This is a genomic window from Aquiflexum sp. (assembly GCF_041751335.1).
Lineage (GTDB): Bacteria > Bacteroidota > Bacteroidia > Cytophagales > Cyclobacteriaceae > Aquiflexum.
Window position 1 is genome coordinate 1 of sequence record NZ_JBGSXS010000327.1, and the last position, 21,168, is coordinate 21,168.

The 21,168-nt window shown below is 38.1% G+C and carries 22 protein-coding genes; 9 read left to right on the forward strand and 13 right to left on the reverse strand.

The features are described 5' to 3' along the window. The 3 genes from ACEW8U_RS18250 to ACEW8U_RS18260 form a co-directional block, all read left to right on the forward strand. A partial coding sequence (locus ACEW8U_RS18250) for a MarR family winged helix-turn-helix transcriptional regulator (RefSeq protein WP_373523493.1) occupies positions 1-228 on the forward strand: 228 nt, incomplete at its 5' end. Between the two features lie 93 nt (positions 229-321). Then, positions 322-1,326: an NAD(P)/FAD-dependent oxidoreductase gene (locus ACEW8U_RS18255; RefSeq protein WP_373523494.1), complete on the forward strand. Its 1,005-nt coding sequence runs from the start codon at positions 322-324 to the stop codon at positions 1,324-1,326. 15 nt (positions 1,327-1,341) lie between these two features. Further along, positions 1,342-1,662 (forward strand): 2Fe-2S iron-sulfur cluster-binding protein, encoded by a 321-nt coding sequence (locus ACEW8U_RS18260; protein ID WP_373523495.1) that lies wholly within the window; start codon positions 1,342-1,344, stop codon positions 1,660-1,662. Positions 1,663-1,726: 64 nt separating this feature from the next. On the opposite strand, the gene ACEW8U_RS18265 is transcribed toward ACEW8U_RS18260, so the two are convergent. From ACEW8U_RS18265 to ACEW8U_RS18280, 4 genes are all read right to left on the reverse strand, one after another. Continuing rightward, entirely contained in the window at positions 1,727-3,889 is a 2,163-nt protein-coding gene (locus tag ACEW8U_RS18265) for a cation:proton antiporter (protein ID WP_373523496.1), read from the reverse strand. Positions 3,890-3,928: 39 nt separating this feature from the next. Then, positions 3,929-5,821 carry a DUF389 domain-containing protein gene (locus ACEW8U_RS18270; protein WP_373523497.1) on the reverse strand — a complete coding sequence of 631 codons (1,893 nt, stop codon included), beginning with the start codon at positions 5,819-5,821 and terminating at the stop codon, positions 3,929-3,931. 190 nt (positions 5,822-6,011) lie between these two features. After that, positions 6,012-8,135: a methylmalonyl-CoA mutase gene (gene scpA / locus ACEW8U_RS18275; protein WP_373523498.1), complete on the reverse strand. Its 2,124-nt coding sequence runs from the start codon at positions 8,133-8,135 to the stop codon at positions 6,012-6,014. Then, positions 8,132-9,553: a methylmalonyl-CoA mutase family protein gene (locus ACEW8U_RS18280; protein ID WP_373523499.1), complete on the reverse strand. Its 1,422-nt coding sequence runs from the start codon at positions 9,551-9,553 to the stop codon at positions 8,132-8,134. Before ACEW8U_RS18280 ends, scpA begins: the two co-directional genes overlap by 4 nt. Before the next feature lie 61 nt (positions 9,554-9,614). Between ACEW8U_RS18280 and ACEW8U_RS18285 the strand changes: the two genes are divergently transcribed. Further along, positions 9,615-9,884 carry a hypothetical protein gene (locus ACEW8U_RS18285; RefSeq protein WP_373523500.1) on the forward strand — a complete coding sequence of 90 codons (270 nt, stop codon included), beginning with the start codon at positions 9,615-9,617 and terminating at the stop codon, positions 9,882-9,884. A 112-nt stretch (positions 9,885-9,996) separates the two neighbouring features. Then, positions 9,997-11,421, forward strand: coding sequence for a chromosomal replication initiator protein DnaA (gene dnaA / locus ACEW8U_RS18290; RefSeq protein WP_373523501.1), 1,425 nt, complete (start codon positions 9,997-9,999; stop codon positions 11,419-11,421). A 308-nt stretch (positions 11,422-11,729) separates the two neighbouring features. On the opposite strand, the gene ACEW8U_RS18295 is transcribed toward dnaA, so the two are convergent. The 3 genes from ACEW8U_RS18295 to ACEW8U_RS18305 all read right to left on the reverse strand — a co-directional run bounded on the left by ACEW8U_RS18295 (position 11,730) and on the right by ACEW8U_RS18305 (position 14,121). Beyond that, on the reverse strand, positions 11,730-12,554 hold the full coding sequence (locus tag ACEW8U_RS18295) for a DUF3298 and DUF4163 domain-containing protein (RefSeq protein ID WP_373523502.1): 825 nt from the start codon (positions 12,552-12,554) through the stop codon (positions 11,730-11,732). A 112-nt stretch (positions 12,555-12,666) separates the two neighbouring features. After that, positions 12,667-13,665: a methylmalonyl Co-A mutase-associated GTPase MeaB gene (meaB, locus tag ACEW8U_RS18300; protein WP_373523503.1), complete on the reverse strand. Its 999-nt coding sequence runs from the start codon at positions 13,663-13,665 to the stop codon at positions 12,667-12,669. A gap of 51 nt (positions 13,666-13,716) precedes the next feature. Next, positions 13,717-14,121 carry a hypothetical protein gene (locus ACEW8U_RS18305; RefSeq protein ID WP_373523504.1) on the reverse strand — a complete coding sequence of 135 codons (405 nt, stop codon included), beginning with the start codon at positions 14,119-14,121 and terminating at the stop codon, positions 13,717-13,719. 52 nt (positions 14,122-14,173) lie between these two features. Between ACEW8U_RS18305 and ACEW8U_RS18310 the strand changes: the two genes are divergently transcribed. The 3 genes from ACEW8U_RS18310 to ACEW8U_RS18320 are packed head-to-tail and all read left to right on the forward strand — an operon-like array spanning position 14,174 to position 15,824. After that, the gene (locus ACEW8U_RS18310; RefSeq protein WP_373523505.1) at positions 14,174-14,719 is read left to right on the forward strand and encodes a CopD family protein; all 546 of its coding nucleotides are present in this window, start codon (positions 14,174-14,176) and stop codon (positions 14,717-14,719) included. 1 nt (position 14,720) lies between these two features. Further along, the gene (locus ACEW8U_RS18315) at positions 14,721-15,374 is read left to right on the forward strand and encodes an SCO family protein (protein ID WP_373523506.1); all 654 of its coding nucleotides are present in this window, start codon (positions 14,721-14,723) and stop codon (positions 15,372-15,374) included. A gap of 6 nt (positions 15,375-15,380) precedes the next feature. Next, a complete protein-coding gene (locus ACEW8U_RS18320) occupies positions 15,381-15,824 on the forward strand; it encodes a cytochrome c (RefSeq protein ID WP_373523507.1) in 444 nt (147 codons plus the stop codon). Here the strand turns inward: ACEW8U_RS18320 and ACEW8U_RS18325 are convergent, their stop codons facing one another. Continuing rightward, positions 15,825-16,253 (reverse strand): hypothetical protein, encoded by a 429-nt coding sequence (locus ACEW8U_RS18325; RefSeq protein ID WP_373523508.1) that lies wholly within the window; start codon positions 16,251-16,253, stop codon positions 15,825-15,827. Positions 16,254-16,301: 48 nt separating this feature from the next. Then, positions 16,302-16,709, reverse strand: coding sequence for a MerC domain-containing protein (locus ACEW8U_RS18330; RefSeq protein WP_373523509.1), 408 nt, complete (start codon positions 16,707-16,709; stop codon positions 16,302-16,304). Positions 16,710-16,764: 55 nt separating this feature from the next. Between ACEW8U_RS18330 and ACEW8U_RS18335 the strand changes: the two genes are divergently transcribed. Continuing rightward, positions 16,765-17,586, forward strand: coding sequence for an aminotransferase class IV (locus ACEW8U_RS18335; RefSeq protein WP_373523510.1), 822 nt, complete (start codon positions 16,765-16,767; stop codon positions 17,584-17,586). A gap of 11 nt (positions 17,587-17,597) precedes the next feature. Here ACEW8U_RS18335 and ACEW8U_RS18340 read toward each other — a convergent pair whose 3' ends face one another. From ACEW8U_RS18340 to ACEW8U_RS18355, 4 genes are read right to left on the reverse strand one after another with little or no spacing between them, the layout of a single operon-like run. Continuing rightward, positions 17,598-18,038: a hypothetical protein gene (locus tag ACEW8U_RS18340; RefSeq protein WP_373523511.1), complete on the reverse strand. Its 441-nt coding sequence runs from the start codon at positions 18,036-18,038 to the stop codon at positions 17,598-17,600. Positions 18,039-18,089: 51 nt separating this feature from the next. Beyond that, positions 18,090-19,313: an ABC transporter permease gene (locus ACEW8U_RS18345; RefSeq protein WP_373523512.1), complete on the reverse strand. Its 1,224-nt coding sequence runs from the start codon at positions 19,311-19,313 to the stop codon at positions 18,090-18,092. Further along, entirely contained in the window at positions 19,310-19,942 is a 633-nt protein-coding gene (locus tag ACEW8U_RS18350) for an ABC transporter ATP-binding protein (protein ID WP_373523513.1), read from the reverse strand. Before ACEW8U_RS18350 ends, ACEW8U_RS18345 begins: the two co-directional genes overlap by 4 nt. 2 nt (positions 19,943-19,944) lie before the next feature. Next, positions 19,945-21,123, reverse strand: coding sequence for an ATP-binding protein (locus tag ACEW8U_RS18355; RefSeq protein ID WP_373523514.1), 1,179 nt, complete (start codon positions 21,121-21,123; stop codon positions 19,945-19,947). Between the last annotated feature and the right edge of the window lie 45 nt (positions 21,124-21,168).

Genomic DNA, 21,168 nt, shown 5'->3' on the forward strand with positions numbered 1-21,168 from the left:
ACAAGAATTGTAGATATTTTGGCTAAAAAAGGATATGTTGAAAGAGTCCCGCACCCAATGGACAGACGGAGTTTTCAATTGGTCCTGACAGATGAGGGCCAATCTAAGGTAGAGGAATTGAAACCCCAAATAGCATCAATCAGAGAAAAGGCCTGGGAAAATCTCGGTAAATCCGACTTCGAGGAATTTAAAAGAATTTTAAATACCATTTATAACAACCTTGAATAGTTTTTCCCTAAGATGGATAAAATACTTGTTATACTAATTATATTTGTACGAACATTTAAACCGTGTTTTGGTTAAACCATAAATATTAATAACATGATCACTACGGACATTTGTATCATTGGAGCAGGACCTGTTGGTTTGTTTGCGGTTTTTGAAGCTGGATTGTTAAAGATGCGCTGTCATCTGATCGATTACTTGCCTCAGGTAGGAGGGCAACTATCAGAGATTTACCCCCAAAAACCCATTTATGATATTCCAGGTTATCCTGAGATCAAAGCCCAAGACTTGGTAAATAACCTAATGGATCAGATCAAACCGTTTAAGCCTACTTTTACTTTGGGGGAAAGAGTTGACCATTTGGCTAAGCAAGACGATGGTTCCTTTATCTTAACAACAAATGACAAAACAAAAGTACATACCCAAGTGATTGTGATTGCCGGAGGTTTAGGCGTTTTTGAACCTAGAAAACCTGTACTAGAAAACCTTGATCAATTTGAAGGAAATGGAGTTACCTATATGGTCAAAAATCCTGAAACTTTTAGAAACAAAAAGGTTATGTTGGCAGGGGGTGGCGATTCTGCACTTGACTGGGCCATTTATCTTTCCAAGGTAGCTGAGCGAGTGACTTTGGTCCATCGAAATGAAACCTTCAGAGGAGCACCTGATTCTGCAGCAAAAGTTTATGATTTGGCCAATAACGGAAAAATTGACCTGATTCTATCAGCCAACCTCAAGGAACTTGGCGGTAATGGCAAACTTAAAAGTGTTAAATTGGAAGGGAAAAGTAAAGAGGAAATTACAATTGATACGGATTATCTTATTCCTCTATTTGGCTTAAGTCCGAAATTAGGCCCTATTGCGGATTGGGGATTGAACATAGACAAAAATGCCATTGAAGTTGATACACGTGATTACTCCACAGGTGTTGACCGAATATTTGCCATTGGTGATATCAATACCTATCCAGGGAAATTAAAGCTTATTCTTTGCGGATTCCACGAAGCTGCCATTATGATGCATGCTGCCTTTAAATATGTTTACCCTGATCAAAAATTGAGTTTTAAATATACCACAGTTAACGGTGTTAATTCATTTTAATCCTATTTTTGCGGCATGGTAAAATTCACAATAGAGGATCACGAAGGCAACCAACAGGAAATTGAAGCTCCTGATGATATGGGTCTAAGCCTAATGGAAATATTAAAAGCTTCCGAATACCCGGTTTTGGCAACTTGTGGCGGTATGGCCCTTTGTGCAACTTGCCATGTGGAGATTTTGGAAGGTCAAGATGAATTGGGTGAAGCTACTGATGTGGAATTGGATCAGTTGGAAAATCTCCCTGAATATTATCCTACCAGTAGATTGTCCTGTCAGGTACGCATAAGCCCATTACTGGAAGGTGCTGTTGTCAAACTCCGAGGAGAGGATAATTAATTTTAAAAATATATTTTTCCGTGGTAGAGAAGAGGCAAGGCCAATTCTATCTTTCGCGGTTTCTTTATTTCTTTTTGAACAACCTTCCCACAGTTTCCCCAAAATTCTCCAGGTTATTTACCCCTTCTAGTAAAGGATTCAATAGTGAAGTACCGCCATATTTGGTATATCCTTTTCCATCAAAATCAAATTGCATTGGGTATAAAAGGATATAGTTGTTTTTGTTGAAATATTTGTTGAGATACTTTGGAAGCTTGTCCATTGTCGGATCAAAAGACACACCATTGGTTCGGCTCATAATTACAACCAAAGCATCATCCGCCTTCAAATCCCTTGAAATAATCAGGAAATCAGCCCAGTCTTCAAAATCGATGAATTCAGCCTCCAAGCTGAATTTCAACTGCACTTGTTGAATATATTTCAAGGTATCATTGGAACCATAAAACACCAATTTGGCCCCTGTATTTCTGCCTATATTCCAGACCCTCAACAACCAAAAAGCAAATCCCATTTCCTTCTCGGCATTTCTGGGTATCACTATGATGTACCTGTTTATTGTATTCAGTGGCTGATTGGAATGATAAATCAATGCAGTCACATTACTTCGCCTAAGAATACCCTCTGTCAATTCCCCAAGAAAAGAATCCGAAATCTCCTGTTTTTTATGCAACCCCAAAATTATATCCGAAACCTTATTTTCCTTGATGACATTTGTAATCCCATTGACCACATTAGAATCATACCGGATCAATTCAGTCAAAATATTATCAGTTGCAGCTGCACTGATACTTGCTTTGTTCAACAGTTTTTTCGCATACTTTTCTTTGGTTTCATCCTCAGAATCCGAAGGGACAATATTCAATGCAAGCAAGCTGTTTTTAGCTGACTTTGCTTTGATGGTTACACCAAGATGTATCAATTCCTCAATATTATCCGGGTAATTTATAGGAATAAGTATCCTTTCCCCAGATATTTCTTTTTCAACTTCACCAGATTCTTCATTTTCCTCTAACACTAATTTTGAAGCACCTCTTTGGGCAACAAAGGATGCAATGGTACAAGTAACCAAAATCATCAAAATGGTACCATTCAAAATACTTTCTCCCAATAACCGTATCGGTTCTCCGGCTTCGTTCACTCCTAAAATAACATTATACCCCACCAAAATAGCCGCTAACGTAGCTGCTGCCTGTGCATTGCTCAAACCAAAAATAACATCTCTTTGGGCGGCTGAAAACTTATAGGTTTTTTGGGTAATCCAAGCAGCCAGAAATTTGGATATAGTGGCCACTAGGGTCATGATAGCGGCAACAAAAATGGTTTCGATATCGGAAAAGAAAACCCTGAAATCTATCAACATCCCAACCCCAATCAGAAAAAAAGGAATAAACAGTGCATTGCCCACAAATTCAATCCTGTTCATCAAAGGAGAAGTAAGAGGAATCAATTTGTTCAATGCCAAGCCTGCAAGAAATGCCCCAATGATAGCCTCAATACCTGCTGCTTCCGCCAAAAATGCACCCAAAAATACCATTGCCAAAACAAAAATATACTGGGAAATATTATCTTCATTTCTTTTGAAGAACCATCGTCCCAAAATAGGAAAACCAAATATGACTGTTAAAGCAAAAATCAAAATGGAAATACCCATCCTAATCCAGAAATCATTTGTCAGTTCCCCAGAGGACATGGCAACGATAACGGCCAAAATCAATAGCGCCAATGTATCAGTAATGACTGTACCGCCTACAGCGATATTTACAGCTTTGTTTTTTACTACTCCCATTTTACTCAGAATAGGATAGGCTATCAGCGTATGAGAAGCGAACATACTAGCCAAAAGGACCGAAGTTAAAACTCCGAACCCCAATATATAGATGCCCGAAATAATACCTAGAATCATTGGTATGGAAAAAGTAAGAAGTCCGAAAACAATACTCTTATTTTTGTTCTTTTTGAAATCTGCCATATCGATTTCAAGTCCAGCCAAAAACATAATATAAAGCAGACCAACTGTGCCAAACAGAATCACACTGCTATCTCTTTCCAATAAATTCATACCATTCTGGCCAATTATCGCTCCTGCAATGATCAATCCGATAAGCTGCGGGATTTTAATCCTATTGAGGAGAATTGGAGCAAAAAGGATGATAAATAGAATGCTTGCAAAAATTAAAACAGGATTGCTAAATGGCAATGAAAAATTTAGATCAGCAACCAAAACCATGCGGGTATATATTTACGGTACTAAAATAAAATATTTTTATCAAAGTACAAGCCCCACAGAAAGTTCCACTTCAACCTCTTGCCCGACTATCTCCTGAATTTCATCCTTCACGGAACTGAGTTCATCGTAGTCTAAAGGTTTATCGGAAATTATGGTAAGAGATATACGCATAGGCTGCATTCGAATTAACCTCACATCCCGCAACTTTCCTTGGGGGATTTCTGCCCCACTTAATCGTTGAATGATTTTATTTTCCTTTACCATCTTGGAAAAACCAAATCCCAAAGGTGCACTGATCAACGCAACAAAAAACAAAGAAATCATTAAGCCTTTTTTTGCCAATCTGAATGGACTGAATCCCAATAACAAAAAAGTCAATGCACCTGCAAGCACCATTCCCGCCAAGTTGGTGGCCAATAAAAGCAAGGCTCCGAAAAACACTGACCAATCTCCCCAACCCAGGCCTATACCCGACACAGAAAGAGGGGGAACAAGTGCTACTGCAATAGCTACCCCGGCTAAGGTCTTTGCAACCTCTTTTTTAGAATGGGCATAAGCTCCGGCCACACCTGAGGCCGCAGCAACTCCCAAATCCAATAAATTTGGTCTAATTCTAGCCACGATTTCACTATTCGGCGTGTTGAGAGGGGTTAACCAAGTGATTAACACTGCAAAAATATAACCGACCAAAAGCCCATAGCCGATCGTTATCAGACTTTCTTTGATTAGCTTTTCATTCTGACGTAGGACGCCCATAGACAGTGAAATGATCGGAGACATCAAAGGTGCCAAAATCATGGCACCGATAATGACCGGTGAAGAATTCCCGAAAAGTCCAAAGGTAGCTATGATGGTGGATAGGGCCATTAAGACTAGATAACTTTGACTGACTTGGGAGTTTTCTCTTAAAATACTGAAAAGCCATTTAAACTCTTCAGTGGTCGCATGATTTGTAAAAGGCAGAAAACGGTTCAATAATTCATTTTTCAATTCGCCTTTTGGTAAATTTTGAACTTTAAATACCCTATTTTTTTCTACCTCTTTTTGTGAATCCAACAAAGTCCCAGGAATGATTACCAAAGCTTTTGGCTTAACTTCCATTTCAATTTCCTTGGCACTCAATAAAAGTTCATCAGCAGCATAAGTGATCGGATTGTCACTTTTTATCAATATCCTGTCTGTTTTGATGTGGGCAACATATTCAGGCAAAGAGTTTTTTTGTTTTGATTTGAAAATACTGAAAAACCCGAATTTAATGATTTCCCAAATACTTTTCGGAGCCAATACCAAACAATGCATCATGCCATCATTGGGATTTGAATCCTCTATGATCCTCCTAGAAAGCATGGAGCTTTTTCCATGCTGCACCACCACCATACCCAATGCAGCTGTATCAACACCACTATCCTTCTCATCTCCATTTTTCGTATTCCAATGGATACTATATGGTTGCAATTTTACTTTTCTAAAAGATCTAAAAAACGACTTGGCCCTTGCTGCAATTTTCCTCAAAATTCCTTCCTGTATTCCTGAACCATACATCAGACTAAATGTATTGCCAATAACAAGTTTATTGAGTATCGGTTTACCATTTGCCAAAAGCAGGTCAACTTCCAAAAGCTCTTCCGAATCCATGATATTTTGAGCGGCGATTTCAAGTTTGGAAGAAACCCCAAATCCTTGCCTGCCCTCTTTCATCTCAGGATGGGGTAAAAAACCGATTTTCCAATGATTCTCGACAATTTCTTCTATAAATTCATGAAGCTGTTCATCAGAAAGATAGCATACTAAAAAATCATCTTGAGAGAACTCAAATTTCTTATGGTCTTTATATTCTACTGACTCCTTCAGCCTATTTCCCAGAAGTGGAATAATCAGATTGTCAACTTCTTTCTTTTCATTTTGATCAAAAATTAAAATAATGGATTTCATTTTACAGAGATTTTGTAATACCTTAATTAAAGCTGATATGCTACAATTGACAGAAACACGAAAAGCATGTGATAATAAAGGCTTTTAAATTTAATTTACTCCCAAAGAGCCAAAACTTTAGATCTTAAGTGTTTAGACTGTTTTTATTTTAAGTTTTAAGAACAGATGTAGGGGCTACGTTAAAACAGTGTTAAGCCTCCATCAGTTTTTCAAGAATCTCTTTTGCTGCTTTGGGTAGGACTGTACCTGGCCCAAAAACAGCTGCAACTCCTTTTTCAAATAAAAAATCATAATCTTTGGGCGGAATTACACCTCCTGCAATTACCATGATATCCTCTCTGCCAAGTCTTTTCAATTCATCTATCAGAGCGGGTACCAATGTTTTATGGCCCGCAGCTAACGATGATGCACCCACAATATGAACATCATTCTCCGCAGCTTGCATGGCTACTTCTTCCGGTGTCTGAAATAAAGGCCCTATATCAACATCAAACCCCAAATCGGCAAAACCGGTTGCAATCACCTTAGCTCCTCTATCATGGCCATCCTGCCCCATTTTTGCCACCATAATTCTAGGCCTTCTCCCTTCCATTGCGGCAAATTCATCTGCAAGTTTTTTGGCTTCCTTAAAACTACTGTCATCTTTGGCCTCACCGGAATAAACACCAGAAATTGATCTTACAGTAGCCTTATGTCTTCCGAATTCTTTTTCCATCGCATCAGAAATTTCACCCAAGGTAGCCCTTTTTCGGGCTGCTTCCACCGCCAAGGCCAACAAGTTACCTTTCCCAGTTTTAGCTGAATGGGTTATGGCATACAAAGCCTTTTCCACTTCTCCTTGGTCTCTTTCTCTTTTTAGTTTATTCAACCTTTCTATTTGCGAGAGGCGCACAGAATTATTGTCTACTTCCAAAATATCAAACTCGCTTTTTTCATCAGTCTGATAGCGATTGACACCGACAATGACATCTTTACCGCTATCTATTCGAGCCTGCTTACGCGCTGCTGCTTCCTCGATTCTCATTTTTGGAATCCCAGCTTCAATTGCCTTAGCCATTCCTCCGAGTTCTTCCACTTCTTGGATCAAAGACCAAGCTTTTTTGACTAATTGGTCGGTAAGATATTCCACATAATATGAACCTCCCCAAGGATCCACAACTTTACAGATTCCTGTTTCTTCTTGTAAATACAATTGGGTATTTCTTGCTATTCTAGCTGAAAAATCAGTCGGTAAAGCCATTGCCTCATCAAATGAATTGGTGTGCAAGGATTGTGTATGACCTAATACCGCAGCCATGGCCTCCACAGTAGTCCTTGCCACATTATTAAATGCATCTTGTTCTGTCAATGACCAACCTGAAGTCTGACAGTGCGTCCTAAGAGCCAATGACTTCGGGTCTTTCGGATTAAATTGTTTGACGATTTTTGCCCATAATAAACGGCCTGCTCGCATTTTTGCAATTTCCATAAAATGATTCATTCCTATCGCCCAAAAGAAAGAAAGCCTTGGCGCAAAATCATCTATATCAAGACCTGTGGCAATACCTGTCCTCAAATACTCAAGGCCATCTGCCAAAGTATATGCAAGTTCCAGTTCTGCAGTGGCACCAGCTTCCTGCATGTGGTATCCTGATATTGAAATGGAATTAAATTTGGGCATATTTTTGGAAGTAAATTCAAAAATATCCGCTATAATTCTCATGGAAGGTAATGGTGGATAGATGTAGGTATTCCTGACCATAAACTCCTTCAAAATATCATTTTGAATCGTTCCGCTTAATTGTTTCGGCATCACGCCTTGCTCCTCAGCCGCAACAATATAAAATGCCATGATGGGAATAACGGCACCGTTCATAGTCATAGAAACGGACATTTGGTCCAAAGGAATCCCATCAAACAGAATCTTCATGTCCAAAACGGAATCAATGGCCACACCAGCTTTGCCCACATCCCCTACTACCCTTGGGTGGTCTGAATCATATCCACGGTGTGTTGCCAGATCAAAGGCGACTGACAAACCTTTCTGACCACCTGCCAGATTTCGTCTGTAAAAAGCATTGGATTCCTCAGCAGTAGAAAAACCAGCATATTGTCTAATAGTCCATGGCCGTAACACATACATGGTACTGTAGGGACCTCTTAAAAATGGTGGTATACCCGCTGCGAATCCATCATGTTTGATTTCAGACATTATTTTCTTGTCAAAAACCGAGGGTATGGAAATTTTTTCCGCACTATCCCACGAGTCACCTTCATCTATTGGCCTTTTGATATCTTGAATTTTATAATTGAGTTGGCTAAGGTCTGGTCTCATGGATTCAGTATTTTGTTTTTTTCGATGATTTCAGACTCTCTTGCTGGGAGCAGTTGCCAATCCTTCGCTGCTATCTTTTCATTAATCAACTCTAGAGATTCATTCGGATCAGTAAATTTATTGACTCCGATTTTTACTTTACCCCCATTTTGAAAGGCTTGGATTCTTTGATCATTCATTGCATTTACAGTCTTTTGAATTGATCTGTCTTGGTAAAGTTGCCACCATCCACCTGAATCTTCAATGTCAATGAGTTTAGACTGAACTGCTGTGAACAAATCACCCGTTAAACTTTCCAGATAAAAACTTCCTGCCAAAGGGTCCAGTACTTTATCCAAATAAGCCTCTTCTTTTAAAATATTTGAAATATTTCTGGCCAATCTTTTAGAAAATGAATCGCTATGGCCCAATACTGCATCATGTGGTAAAATATGAAGCGCGTTGCATCCTCCAAGTATAGCAGCCATAGCTTCTGTAGTACTTCTTAGCATATTGGAATGAATATCCAATTTCGACTTGGTCCAAAAGGAGGTAGAGGAAAAAATAAAGATATTTTCCATCGGAATAGTGATTTGATACAGTCTGGCCAATTGGTGGTACAAAATTCTAAATGTTTTTATTTTCGCCATTTCCAGAAAATAATCCGAGCCGACAGCAGTTTTGAGCAAAGTTTTTTTAAATATTTTCTCAGCTGAAATACCATTTTGAGTCAAGCCATCCACCATTTCAATAAATGCCGAAAGGCTATAAGATAGCTCCTGAACAGGCGAAGCTCCCGCGTTGTGATAAATAGCTGAATCGATTGAGAAAACCTTAAACTGACCAAATTCTTCACCGATTTTCAATAAAGCAGTTGCGATTTCAATTACTCTGTCTTTACTTTCTTTTTCAAGCAGGGTATTTGCAAAACCATCCCAAAGTAATCCTCCCTGTACTTCATTCGGATCAAAAACATTTCTTTTTACCCAATTGAGAAAATGTTGGATGGACACAATCGGATCCTTACCAGGAACAATAAAAATCTGAATATATTGAGGTAAGACCTCATTGAGCAATTGGTCCAGATTTTCATCTCCAAATAATGAAAGTATTAGCCCGTCAGCGCCATTCTGTAAGGCCAACAAAATTTCCTTGTTAGCTACTTTTTCATCACCTTTCTTCACCTGAAAAACATTTGACCAATATCTAGGCGAAAATCCGGGAATCGAAGAATTGGGTAATATAGAACTACAAAAATTAGACTTCCCCTCGATTGTCCTAATATCTTCAGCAGTATAAAAAGGAGCTATTCTGAGCCCGTCTGTTGTAACTGTAACGAGGGTGTTTTCAAAATCTTTCCCTTTTAAGTCCTTGATGACTTGCTGCATCCATTCTTCCTTAGAAATATTGGGAAACTCCTCAAACAAATTGTCTTTCATATTTGGGTTTAAAGTATGATAATGCAAAAGATTTGAAATCCTATGCACCAAAAACAGCATTATGGAAATCACTTATCTTAATCCTTTCAAAAATAAGGTTTCCATCCATCAAAAACCACTGTTTAGAAGCAATTCGAAAATTGATCTTATCATTGGAGGCCACGCGCATACATTCTTAGAAAAGCCGACTTCAGTCAAAAGTTCAGGCGGATACGATACAATTGTCAACCAAGTAGGTACCGGTGCCTTGAGGTTGGGAATGTTGGAATTTGAGTTTTTAAGAAAAAATAAAATAAAAAATGTCCTTGCCAAAAACGTGACGGTCAAATAGAAAAGTCAAGTCTTTTTTCATTTTTTATTTAAATATATTTTCTCCAAATTTGAGGCCCTTGAAAATCCCGAGGTGAAAAGTCCTAATATCCTAAAGTTATTAAAAGTAATAAATGAGCTCGGAGGCCAATGCAGTTTGGAATGAATGTTTGCGTGTAATTGAACAGCACGTCAATGAGCAGAGCTTTTCTACTTGGTTTAAGCCCATCAACCCTGTAAGACTCGAAGGAAGCAGCCTCACGATTCAAGTTCCAAGTCAGTTTTTTTATGAATGGCTCGAGGATAATTATGTTCAGGTTCTCAAGTTAGCTATTAAGTCAATTTTGGGACCAAACGGTAAACTTGAATATGCGGTGGTTGTAGACCGTGGAAATTCGCAAAACCAACCGTACGTAGTAAGTTTTCCACAAGGAAACAATTCAAACGCTTCAAAGAAGGTTGCAAACGAAAGTACAGATAACAAAAGCCCCTTTCATCTTCAGTCTCTAGACAATGATATGCTTTTGCAATCTAACCTCAATGCGATTTATACATTCAATACTTACATAGAAGGAGATTGTAACAGGTTGGCACGGTCCGCCGGTTTTGCAGTAGCTACCAAGCCTGGCATTACATCCTTTAACCCTTTGATGGTATATGGTGGTGTTGGTCTTGGAAAGACTCATCTGGTACAAGCAATAGGCAACGAAATTAAAAACGGGCCCGAGGATAAGTTTGTGCTTTATGTCTCTTCAGAAAAATTCGTAAATCAGTTTATGGATTCCATCAAGGATGGAAATGTAAAAAGCTTCACCAATTTTTACATGCAAGTTGATGTATTGATCATCGATGACATCCAATTTTTAGCTGGAAAAGATAGGACTCAAGAAATGTTTTTTCACATTTTCAACCACCTTCATCAAAATAAGAAACAGATTATCATGACCTCTGACTGTCCTCCCAAGGACCTGAAAGGTTTAGAGGAAAGGTTGTTGTCAAGATTCAAATGGGGTTTGACGGCTGATTTACAGATGCCGGATTTTGAAACAAGAGTTGCAATTATTAAAAGAAAAATGCAATCAGAGGGAATTTATATCCCCGATGATGTTATTGAGTACCTTGCCTATACAGTGGATACCAATGTCAGGGAACTGGAAGGTGTCATGATATCACTGCTTGCCCACGCCTCCCTGAACAGAGTTGAAATTGATTTGGCTTTGGCGAAGGCCATCATGAAAAATATCGTCAAGGATATTGAAACTGAAGTTGGGATTGATTTTATTCAGAAAACAGTGTCAGAATACTTTGATATTAAAATTGATGACCTCAAAGCTAAAACCAGAAAAAAAGAAATTGTTACCGCTAGGCAAGTAGCCATGTACTTTGCAAAAGAATTTACAAACCATTCTTTAAAATCCATTGGTTATCATTTTGGTGGAAGAGACCACAGTACAGTCATCCATGCAGTGCAGACGGTCAATGATTTCATGGAAACAGATACTGCCTTCAGAAATTCAGTCAATGACCTGAAGAAGAAATTTAAAATGAGGTCTTATTGATCCCAATTCCATTATTCGACTAACAGCCTCCTTTTCAGTAGGCGACCTTTCATTAATTTTTGACCGATGTTGGATGACCGATGTTGATAAATGTACAATTAAGTCTCTTTCCTAAAAATTATTGAATTTAAAGTCAATTAGTTGAATACAGTGTATTCATTTCAAGTATGTATGCAATGATGCCAGTAAAATGGTAATTCAATGTAATTCTAGCCAGGAAACTTAAAAATCCAGTACATCGAACTTCCAACCTGTTTGAAGTAGAATATTGGATTACAGGCAAAGAAGCGTATAACCATTATCCATTTTCATTTATAGAGATTTACTATACCCTTCATTTCACTTTTCGCAAACTTGATTTCTGTGGTACCCATGACATAGGGTCCTATTTCGTAGGAATTATAAAACAGGACAAGAGAATCACTTTCGAATCCAATTGCAGTGGGAAGGAAAAATTTATCATTTTCGTCCAGAAAAAACATTTCTGTTTTCTTTAAAGGAATATCATTTTCCACTTGATGTATTTCCTTGAATTTTGATTCAGCTATTTCAAGTAAAATTTGCTCATCTATTATCAATGAGATATTGTCAATTTCGGTATTTTTCTGCTTGTCAAAATTTAGGTATTTCCTAAAGCTGTTGGGATGGGCACCTCCGGTGAATGAATAGGTTTCAAAAACAATTGAAATAATTTTTTCATTTTCGAAGGTCACTTTCGCATCAAGGTTTATTTCCCAGTCTTGCGCGGATTCAAAATCATCCATGAATTCTACATAGGAATCCAAAAAATTGGTAGCTGCATCTATAATTTCTGTCACCTTTATTTCCTCATAGACATTTACAGTTTTAATGATTTTTTCTTCTATAAGATTATTCAAAACAATGGAACGTTCCCTTTCTCCCAAAAAAACAGGGTATTTAAGATTTACCTCTGCACAATATTCTCCATGACATGCCTTTTGATGAAATACCTCTGTCCTACTTTCAAGTTTATTTGTCCCTACATTACATGAGAGGAGTGAAATCAGTAATAAAATCCCAATAATAGAACCTCTGGAGATCCCTCGTGCCTCGGGATGACGCCTGCCTCCCGTAGGTTGGGGTAACCTGATGTCATTACCTATTCTAAACATTTACAAAGTATTAAAGACTCGTAATGACGTTCCCAAAAACATCGGACTTCGGACTTCAAACTTCCCACACGGGTAGCAAAGGAAACTAGGTGACTGGCATCATTAAGGATAATCATATAAACTTATCTACATAAAACTGAACAAGAGTCCTGGCGATTGCTACTGGTGATGTTGTTCCTGCTTTTATCTCTGGAACAGATTCAGCTATTATTCTTTTGATTTCAGGGTTATTGTAAAAACCTGACTTTAGCAAATAAACGATATGTTCATGGAGCCAATTTTCATTTTGATCGGATCTGTTTTTAGCAAAAAAACCATTATAGGTCATTTTCTCCCTATACCCTTGGATCATCTCCCAAACTTCATCTAAACCAGTTAGCTCAGTAGAAGAACATACCTCCACTTTTGGATACCATCCATTCTCTCTAGTGGGAAAAAGATGTAAAGCATTGGCATATTCTCTCTTAGCCCTTTTAGCAGACTCCAAGTTATCCCCATCAGCTTTGTTGATTACCATGGCATCACACATTTCAATAATCCCTTTCTTGATGCCCTGTAGCTCATCTCCTGCGCCGGACAACATGAGCAAAAGGAAAAAATCAACCATCCCTTTTACAGCAATTTCAGATTGTCCTACGCCTACCGTCTCGATTAGCATCACATCAAAACCAGCCGCTTCACAAAGCAACATCGCTTCCCTTGTTCGTGCACTGACTCCTCCAAGTGTTTCACCTGCAGGACTAGGTCTAATGTATGCTCTCTTATCTGAGGAGAGTCTTTCCATCCGGGTTTTATCGCCCAAGATACTGCCATGGGATTTCTGGCTACTGGGATCGATGGCCAAGACAGCCACCTTATGGCCTTTGTCAAGAAGTTTTTTTCCAAAACTTTCAATAAATGTGCTCTTTCCCACACCTGGAACTCCTGTTATTCCTACCCTCACTGATCGACCTGAATAAGGGAGAATTTTTTCCATGACCGTTTCAGCCAACCTTTGATCCTCCTCCAATGTGCTTTCTACTAATGTAATGGCACGGCTGAGAACCACCCTATCACCTGATAGGATCCCTTTAATATAAGTCTCTTCCGGAAGTCTGGTATTTTTTTTCAAGGGATATATTTTGAAAGTTCAAAATGAAATTGTATTTCAAAGTTAAAGAAATTATCGAAAGGGATATTTTTTGAAACGTGTCTCACCCATTGCTGTTTTTTCATATTGAGCAACGCAATTTTCTTGGTAATTACTATCAAAATACGGTTCAGAAGGCACTAGCTTTTCCGGTGAATTCGCTTGGTTCGAAAAGAAAAAAACCTTGGTATTACCATATTTTGTATGAGGCATAAAGTCACCATATTTCCTCATTTCGTCCCAAAGGGTATCTGATGAATAAACTGCATAAATCCGAATTACCGGGCCTGTGTTGTTCTCATTTCTATAATTAGCAATTTCTATAAATTCTCCTTCCAGATCAGCTACTCTAGGCTGGGTTAAGGTCTCAGAAACAATCCAAAAAATGATCAGAGAGATCACTATGATTATTCCATAAAATAAGTTCTTCGAAGACATCTTATTAGAGTTGTTTAGATTTAATGCCTTAATTTAGGAGAAAAATTCCAAGATGGCTTTCGAATATTTAAAAGCACTCCATATCATTTTTGTGGTAACGTGGTTTGCAGGATTATTTTACATCGTCAGGCTTTTTATCTATCAGACTGAAGCCCTTGAAAAATCCGAAGAAGAAAAAAGAATTCTGGTCCCCCATTTAAACCTCATGGCCAAAAGGCTGTGGTTTGGTATAACCTGGCCATCTGCAATACTCACGCTCATTTTTGGGTTTTGGGTGTTGTATTACCGGTGGGGGTATATGCAAATGGGATTCATGCATGCCAAATTGGGTTTTGTTTTCCTTTTGTACATTTATCATTTTATCTGCCATATACAATTTAATCAATTGCAAAAAGGAATTGCCAAATGGAGTTCAAATCAATTGAGAATTTGGAACGAAGGCGCTACAGTTTTGTTATTTGCTATAGTATTCCTGATTGTGCTCAAAAGTCTCGTTGATACCGTTTGGGGAATCGCTGGCCTTTTGGCTTTGAGTGCTTTGCTAATGTTAAGCATTCAGTTGTACAGAAAATCAAGAGAGAAATCCAAGAAAGATTAAAATGAAAAAGTCACTTTCAATAATTCCATTATTTTTAATTAGCGTCCTGAGTATTTGGGCTTGTTCAACCAAAGATTATGAATCCTCAAATAATAAAACCTTACCTATTTTAGGCAATTGGCATATCAATGAAATTGAAGGCCAATCTGGCCAAGACACTGTTTTCCATGAAATCGGTGATTTTAAGTTCATTAATCAGGAAAAAAAAGAAATAAATAAGCAATCAGTAGCCGGGAAAGTATATGTAGCAGATTTTTTCTTTACTTCCTGCCCTACCATCTGTCCGATCATGAAAACCCAAATGCTGCGGGTTTATGAAAAATTCAAAGATGAACCTGATTTCCTTATTTTAAGCCATACCCTCGATCCGGAGCATGATACAGCGGAATTATTAAAAGATTATGCCGCAAAAATTGGGGTAGAAAATGATCAAACCTGGCACTTTCTGACAGGTGATCAAGAGAAAATTTTTGAAATTGGACAGACAAGTTACCTTACCACAGCCATGGAAGATAAAAACGAGCCGGGAGGACTGCTACATTCAGGTGCATTTGTTTTGGTAGACCAAAAAGGACACATCAGAGGAGTGTATGATGGAACAAAAGAAGATCAGGTCAATAGACTGATGAAAGACATACCAAAATTATTGGAATAGAAAATTATGCGGATTAGCGGGATTGGCCAAATTTTGATATTTCTACTTCTTCTATATTCCTGTCAGGGCAATTCTTCCAATAAAGAAAAAACTCTTGCAAGTATCAAAGACACAAAAGTGTTGCAGTATGCCATTGAAGGTAAAATTCTTTATGAGAATTATTGTGCCAATTGCCATCAAAAAGATGGGGTAGGATTGGGAAAATTAATACCACCGTTATTTGAGTCTGACTATATGCTGGAAGATATCGGAAGAACTGCCTGGATCATCAAATATGGACAAAACGGAGAGATTATAGTCAATGGTCAGTCCTATAACCAAGCCATGCCCGCGAATGCCAAGCTAACCAATCTGGAAATAGCGCAGATCATGACATATTTATATAATATATGGGGAAGCAAACAAGGGGTAATTGATGCCAATATGGTTGGAGATTATCTCCAAAAATGATTATTCTACCTTAAGCGCCTCATTGGCTATAGCAATGGTCTCTTTTATATCAACGTTCACTTTTTCTACTTTCAGTTTTTGATCTAAAAGGTACATCTTGACTTCATCTGATGACATACCTTCAAAATCTGATTTGAACTGTCTCATCCAAACAAACATGCCCTCAAAGGCACTGTCCAGTTCACCTGCCAAAAGCTCAAGTTTTTGAATGCGATCATAATTTGGAGATTCCTCTTTGGAAAGGGAAGCGGATTTTTCAAGAACTTTGGTTTTGAGAGATTTAAGATTTCCCATCAATGGCATTACTTCATCGTGGATTCCAATCACCTCTTTTTTCAATTCCTCATTGGGATTCTTCCCATCAGATTTGCATCCGAATACCAACAAGGATAATGAAACTAAAATTATAAAACCTAAGGACTTACACATGGTTTTGATTTTTTATCAAAGAAAAAACCATTTGACTAAAAAAAGAAATTATTCACTAACTATTTTACATCTTTTGTGATATTTCCAATTAATAATATGAATTAAAACTAAAGATAGAGATGCAGATATAGAAAGAACTATCATCAAAGGATTTAAATCATGTAGAAGTATCGCAACTGAAAAAATTGACACTGCTATCCAAAGTGCTATTTTTATACGCATGAAATGTGTATTTTTAGCCGCATTGTAAACAGCCCAGACTGCAAGAATAACAAAGAAGTAATCCATCCAATGCCAATGTTCATGGGCATGGTCATGATCTTCTGAAAATTTAAAAATATAACCTAATGATATCATCACAGGCATTGCCATACAATGAATCATACAAAGTACCGAAGCAGATATTCCTAGCATATCTGCTGATTGAGAAGAAAGTTTTCTAATTATTTGCAACATAATTGCAAATATAAATTAAATTTCAAAAATTCACATTAAACAAAGCTTTAATTACATGAAACCTTATTGTTTTGCCAAAAACCAAATAATATCCTCAGAAATGGCAGTGATCCATCCTATGGATATAGGTTTGATCCGTGGTTATGGAATCTTTGATTTTTTTAGAACATCAAATTACACCCCCCTGTTTTTAAGTGATTATTTGGACAGATTCATTAGATCAGCGGAAAAAACCCGCCTCCTTCTGAAACTAACAAAGGATGAATTGTCCTATATTATATTGGAGTTGATCCAAAAAAATGATCTGAAAAACGGAGGCATCAGGATGCTGCTGTCGGGAGGATTGTCGGAAAATCATTTCTCACCGGCTGAGGGCACATTGTTTATTTTCTGTGAGGAATTGGATTTTCCTTCTCAAGAAAAATATGCAAAAGGTGTTAAGCTATTATCCGCAGAACATGTTAGGGCGATTGCAGATGTGAAAACCACAAATTATGCATTTCCTGTTTGGCACAGTAGTGATTGGAAAAATCAAGGGGCAGAGGATGTGATTTATCATCATAAAGGATTGGTTTCAGAAAGCTCCCGATCCAATATATTTATGATAAAAAATGGTGAAATTGCTACACCTGATTCTCATATCCTTCATGGTATTACCCGTAAAAGAGTTTTAGAAATCAGTGGAAAGGTAAATATCAGACCCGTGAAGTGGGAGGAAATCCATACTGCTGATGAACTTTTCATGACGAGTACCACAAAAAAAATACTTCCCATCACACAAATAGATGACTTTAAAATTGGAAATGGAAAACCAGGACTTGAAACTAATCTCCTGATAGAAAAATTTAAAGACATGGAATCAAAAAGCTCCGCATGACGGAGCTTTTTTTAATTTGCCAATATTTGGGCGTCTGTTAAGATATACATCAATTTTTCAGGATCCTTGTCATTAAGTGTTAAGGTTCCCTTTACTTTGACTCTTTTAGAGGTGTATTTTATAGGACTTTTCATCATTACTTCCATGACGGTTTCAGGACCACCTGAACCACAAAAGAAGCATTCTGCCAAAGGAAGAGATGAAAGAATAATATGTTCAGGCTTGAACATCCCTTCAAAAGGAATGATGTATCCATCGGCTTCTACCACTTTACCTTCCAGCTTTTTGATTTTGTCACTGAAAACAGGGATATATAATTCCCCGAATTCATCCTGCCCGATTTTGTAAGTCACGTCAGACAAATCCCTCCAAACACTGGGTGCTGTCTGTGCATATCCCACAGAAACAAGGGTTAAGAATAATAATGTGAAAATGGTGTTCTTCAAAATCATTTGTATCATCAATTAAATGTTAATGCTTCATTTATCTAGGAGAAGACAAATCTAAGCTTTGGTAAGCTGTTTGGCAATATCAGTTTGATAAGCGTTCAATGCAGGTATAAGAGAGGCAATTATTCCTACCGCAACCGCATATACCAAGATCCAAAATTCTTCTACCAGAAATACCATGGCTGTCAATCCGCTGATTGCCCCTTGTTCATTCTGCATAACGAGAACAGCCAGAAAAAGGTGCCCGATTAAAATCCCAACAATTGCTCCGATAAATGTGAGTATTACTCCTTCCAAAACAATGTGCAAAAACAATTGACCATTGGAAGCTCCTAAGGTTCTCATGACTGCCAAATCGTATTTTCTTTCTTTGAGTGAATTGAACAGGGCGATGAAAATCCCTAGACCTGCAATAATGATGATAACCACAGCCAAGCCCTGAATCAGCTTCACCCCTACCCCCAATAATTCAAAAAGCCTGGAAATCTCAAACGATGGTGATGCAGCTTGAAGCGCACTTTTACTGTTTACAAATCTTGGTAATTGAACCGCCGCTATGGGATTTCTATATTGGACCAGTAATGAAGTTACTTCCCTGTCTTCGTCCGTTTCAGGAAACCCCGTCTTTGCAACAGGTATTTCAAATTTTTCATGATCAAGACCTTCATCATGGGTGTACCATACAGACTCTATACTAGTCAGTATCAATTTATCCAGGACATTCCCCATTGGCGTAAGAATACCTGTAACCTTATAAGGATGTTCATCATGCTCATGGCTGCTGCTGCCAATGCCATGAGAACCTATAAAAGTATATCCCACACCTAATCCCAGTTTAGTGGCTGTTTCATCACCAAGAACTACATCGAAAGGTCTATCCCAAACAACCCCTTCTCTCATCTGTGCATTATAGAGTTCCAAATAGTCATGGTTGGTACCTACAATTCTATAGCCTTGATAGTTGTCACCCATCCCCAAAGGAATGATGTTTTTGACAAGGCGGTTTTTGGAAAGAGTGATGGCGTCAGCCATATCTATATTGCCGGTGGGGAAATCAATATGATAAACGCTGGAAAGAATCAATTGCAAAGGACTGCCCTTAGCACCTACTACCAAATCAATCCCCTCGGCATCTTTGGTCATTTTATTCTCAAACTGATCCTGAATCAATATCAGGACAGTAATGATGGCAAGCCCCAAAGCCAATAAAAGGATATTGAGCCCGGTATTCAGTGGCTTCGCAATCAGGTATTTCCAACTCAGTTTTAACATGTTCATGATTCGCCGCCTATTGTTATCTGATTGAAAATAAGGTCTTTGACCCTTTGGTCATGGGTGACAATAATCAAAGCAGCATTATATTTTTCCGCTTGCTGTTTCAGCAATTTGACCACAATTGAAGCATTCTCATCATCCAAACTGGCCGTGGGTTCATCCGCCAATATCACTTTTGGATTATTAACCAGTGCCCTTGCAATGGACACCCGTTGGGCTTCTCCCTCACTAAGGGTATTGACATTGGCCTTCCTTTTTTCATAAATCCCAAGTTCCTTGAGCAATGGTTGGATCAGGTCACTTTTCTCTCCCGCAAAAAAATTGGCGAGTTTGAGGTTTTCTTCAACATTCAAGGCTGCAAGGATATGGGGCTTTTGAAAAATTATTCCAATATTTTTACCTCTGAATTTATCCAATTTTCCTCCTGTTAAGCTGTAAACAGATGTTTCGTCGATAATAACCTCACCTGACAATGGCTTTAATAATCCTCCAAGGATATTCAAAATTGTAGTTTTCCCGCTCCCGGATTTACCGATGATCAGGAGCTGTTCCCCTGATTTTAGATTAATTTCCGGAATTTGAAATTTTAGATCGCTGTTGTAATGGAATTCAATATTTTTTGCTTGGAGCATTATCAGATTTTTATTGGTATAGAAACATGGAAGGTTGTCCCTTTTCCTTGGGCACTTTCAAATGAAATGTCTCCATTAAGGACTTCGATACTTTTCTTAACGATGGAAAGACCTAAGCCAGAACCTTCGATGATTCCCACGTTTTTGGCTCTGAAAAACCTATCAAACATTTGATCGTGTTCTTTTTCCGGAATACCTATTCCTTTGTCTTTTACAGTTCCATAAAGTTTATCATCTTCAACCCAAACCGTAAAATCAACCTCCTGTCCATCTTTGGAATACTTGCAGGCATTTGACAATAAGTTTTCAAATATCTGATAGAGCAGGTCCGAATCTGAAGTAATTGTTTTGGGAAGGTTGTTGAATTTCACGTTGATTTTCACATCATGTTCTGAACCCGCTTTGACTACGTCAATAACTTCATTGAGCATGGCCACCACAAACATCTTTTTGGGCTTAAAGTCAATTTTATTGGCATCAGCTTTCCCAAAAAACAAAACTGAAGTAAGAAGACTGTTCAAATTCCTTACAGAATTTTCGATCTTCTGTGCATGCTTCATGATTTTGGCTTTGAAGGGATGATCCCGTTCCGCGTAATTGGCAAGCAGCTGTGCTGAACTCAATATCGATGTAAGGGGTGTTTTGAATCCATGGGAAACATTCAGTACAATCCTGGATTTCAACTCTCCTACTTCCCTTTCCTTTTCTAAAGCCCTGGTCAATTCTTTGTTGGCATCCGCAAGGTCTTTGGTTCTTTGCCTTACTTTTTCCTCTAGTTCATTATTAAGCTTTTGCAGCTCTTTTTCCTTTCTGTCTTTAAAAATCGCCAATTCAATCACCATGTTCAGTTCACGGATATTGAAGGGTTTGATGACATAGGCACTTGGATTGGTCCCAACCACTTTGGTGAGGGTCTCTGCATCAGAACTGGCGCTAAGGTAAACCACTGGAATATCATATTTTTCATTGATGATTTCTGTAGTTTTGATACCGTCAAGCTCACCGGCAAGGTTGATGTCCATCATGACAATATCGGCCTGATTTTCCTCAAGAATTTCCAATGCCCTTTCTCCGGAGTCAGATATCCCTATGATTTGATGGTTGTTTTTTTCAAGTGCTTTTTTTAGCAACAGAGCCGAAACATGATCGTCTTCTGTAATTAAAATCCGTAGTGGAAACATGTGTGGAATTTATTGAGGCTGCAAATTACAAGTTTATCTCATTTC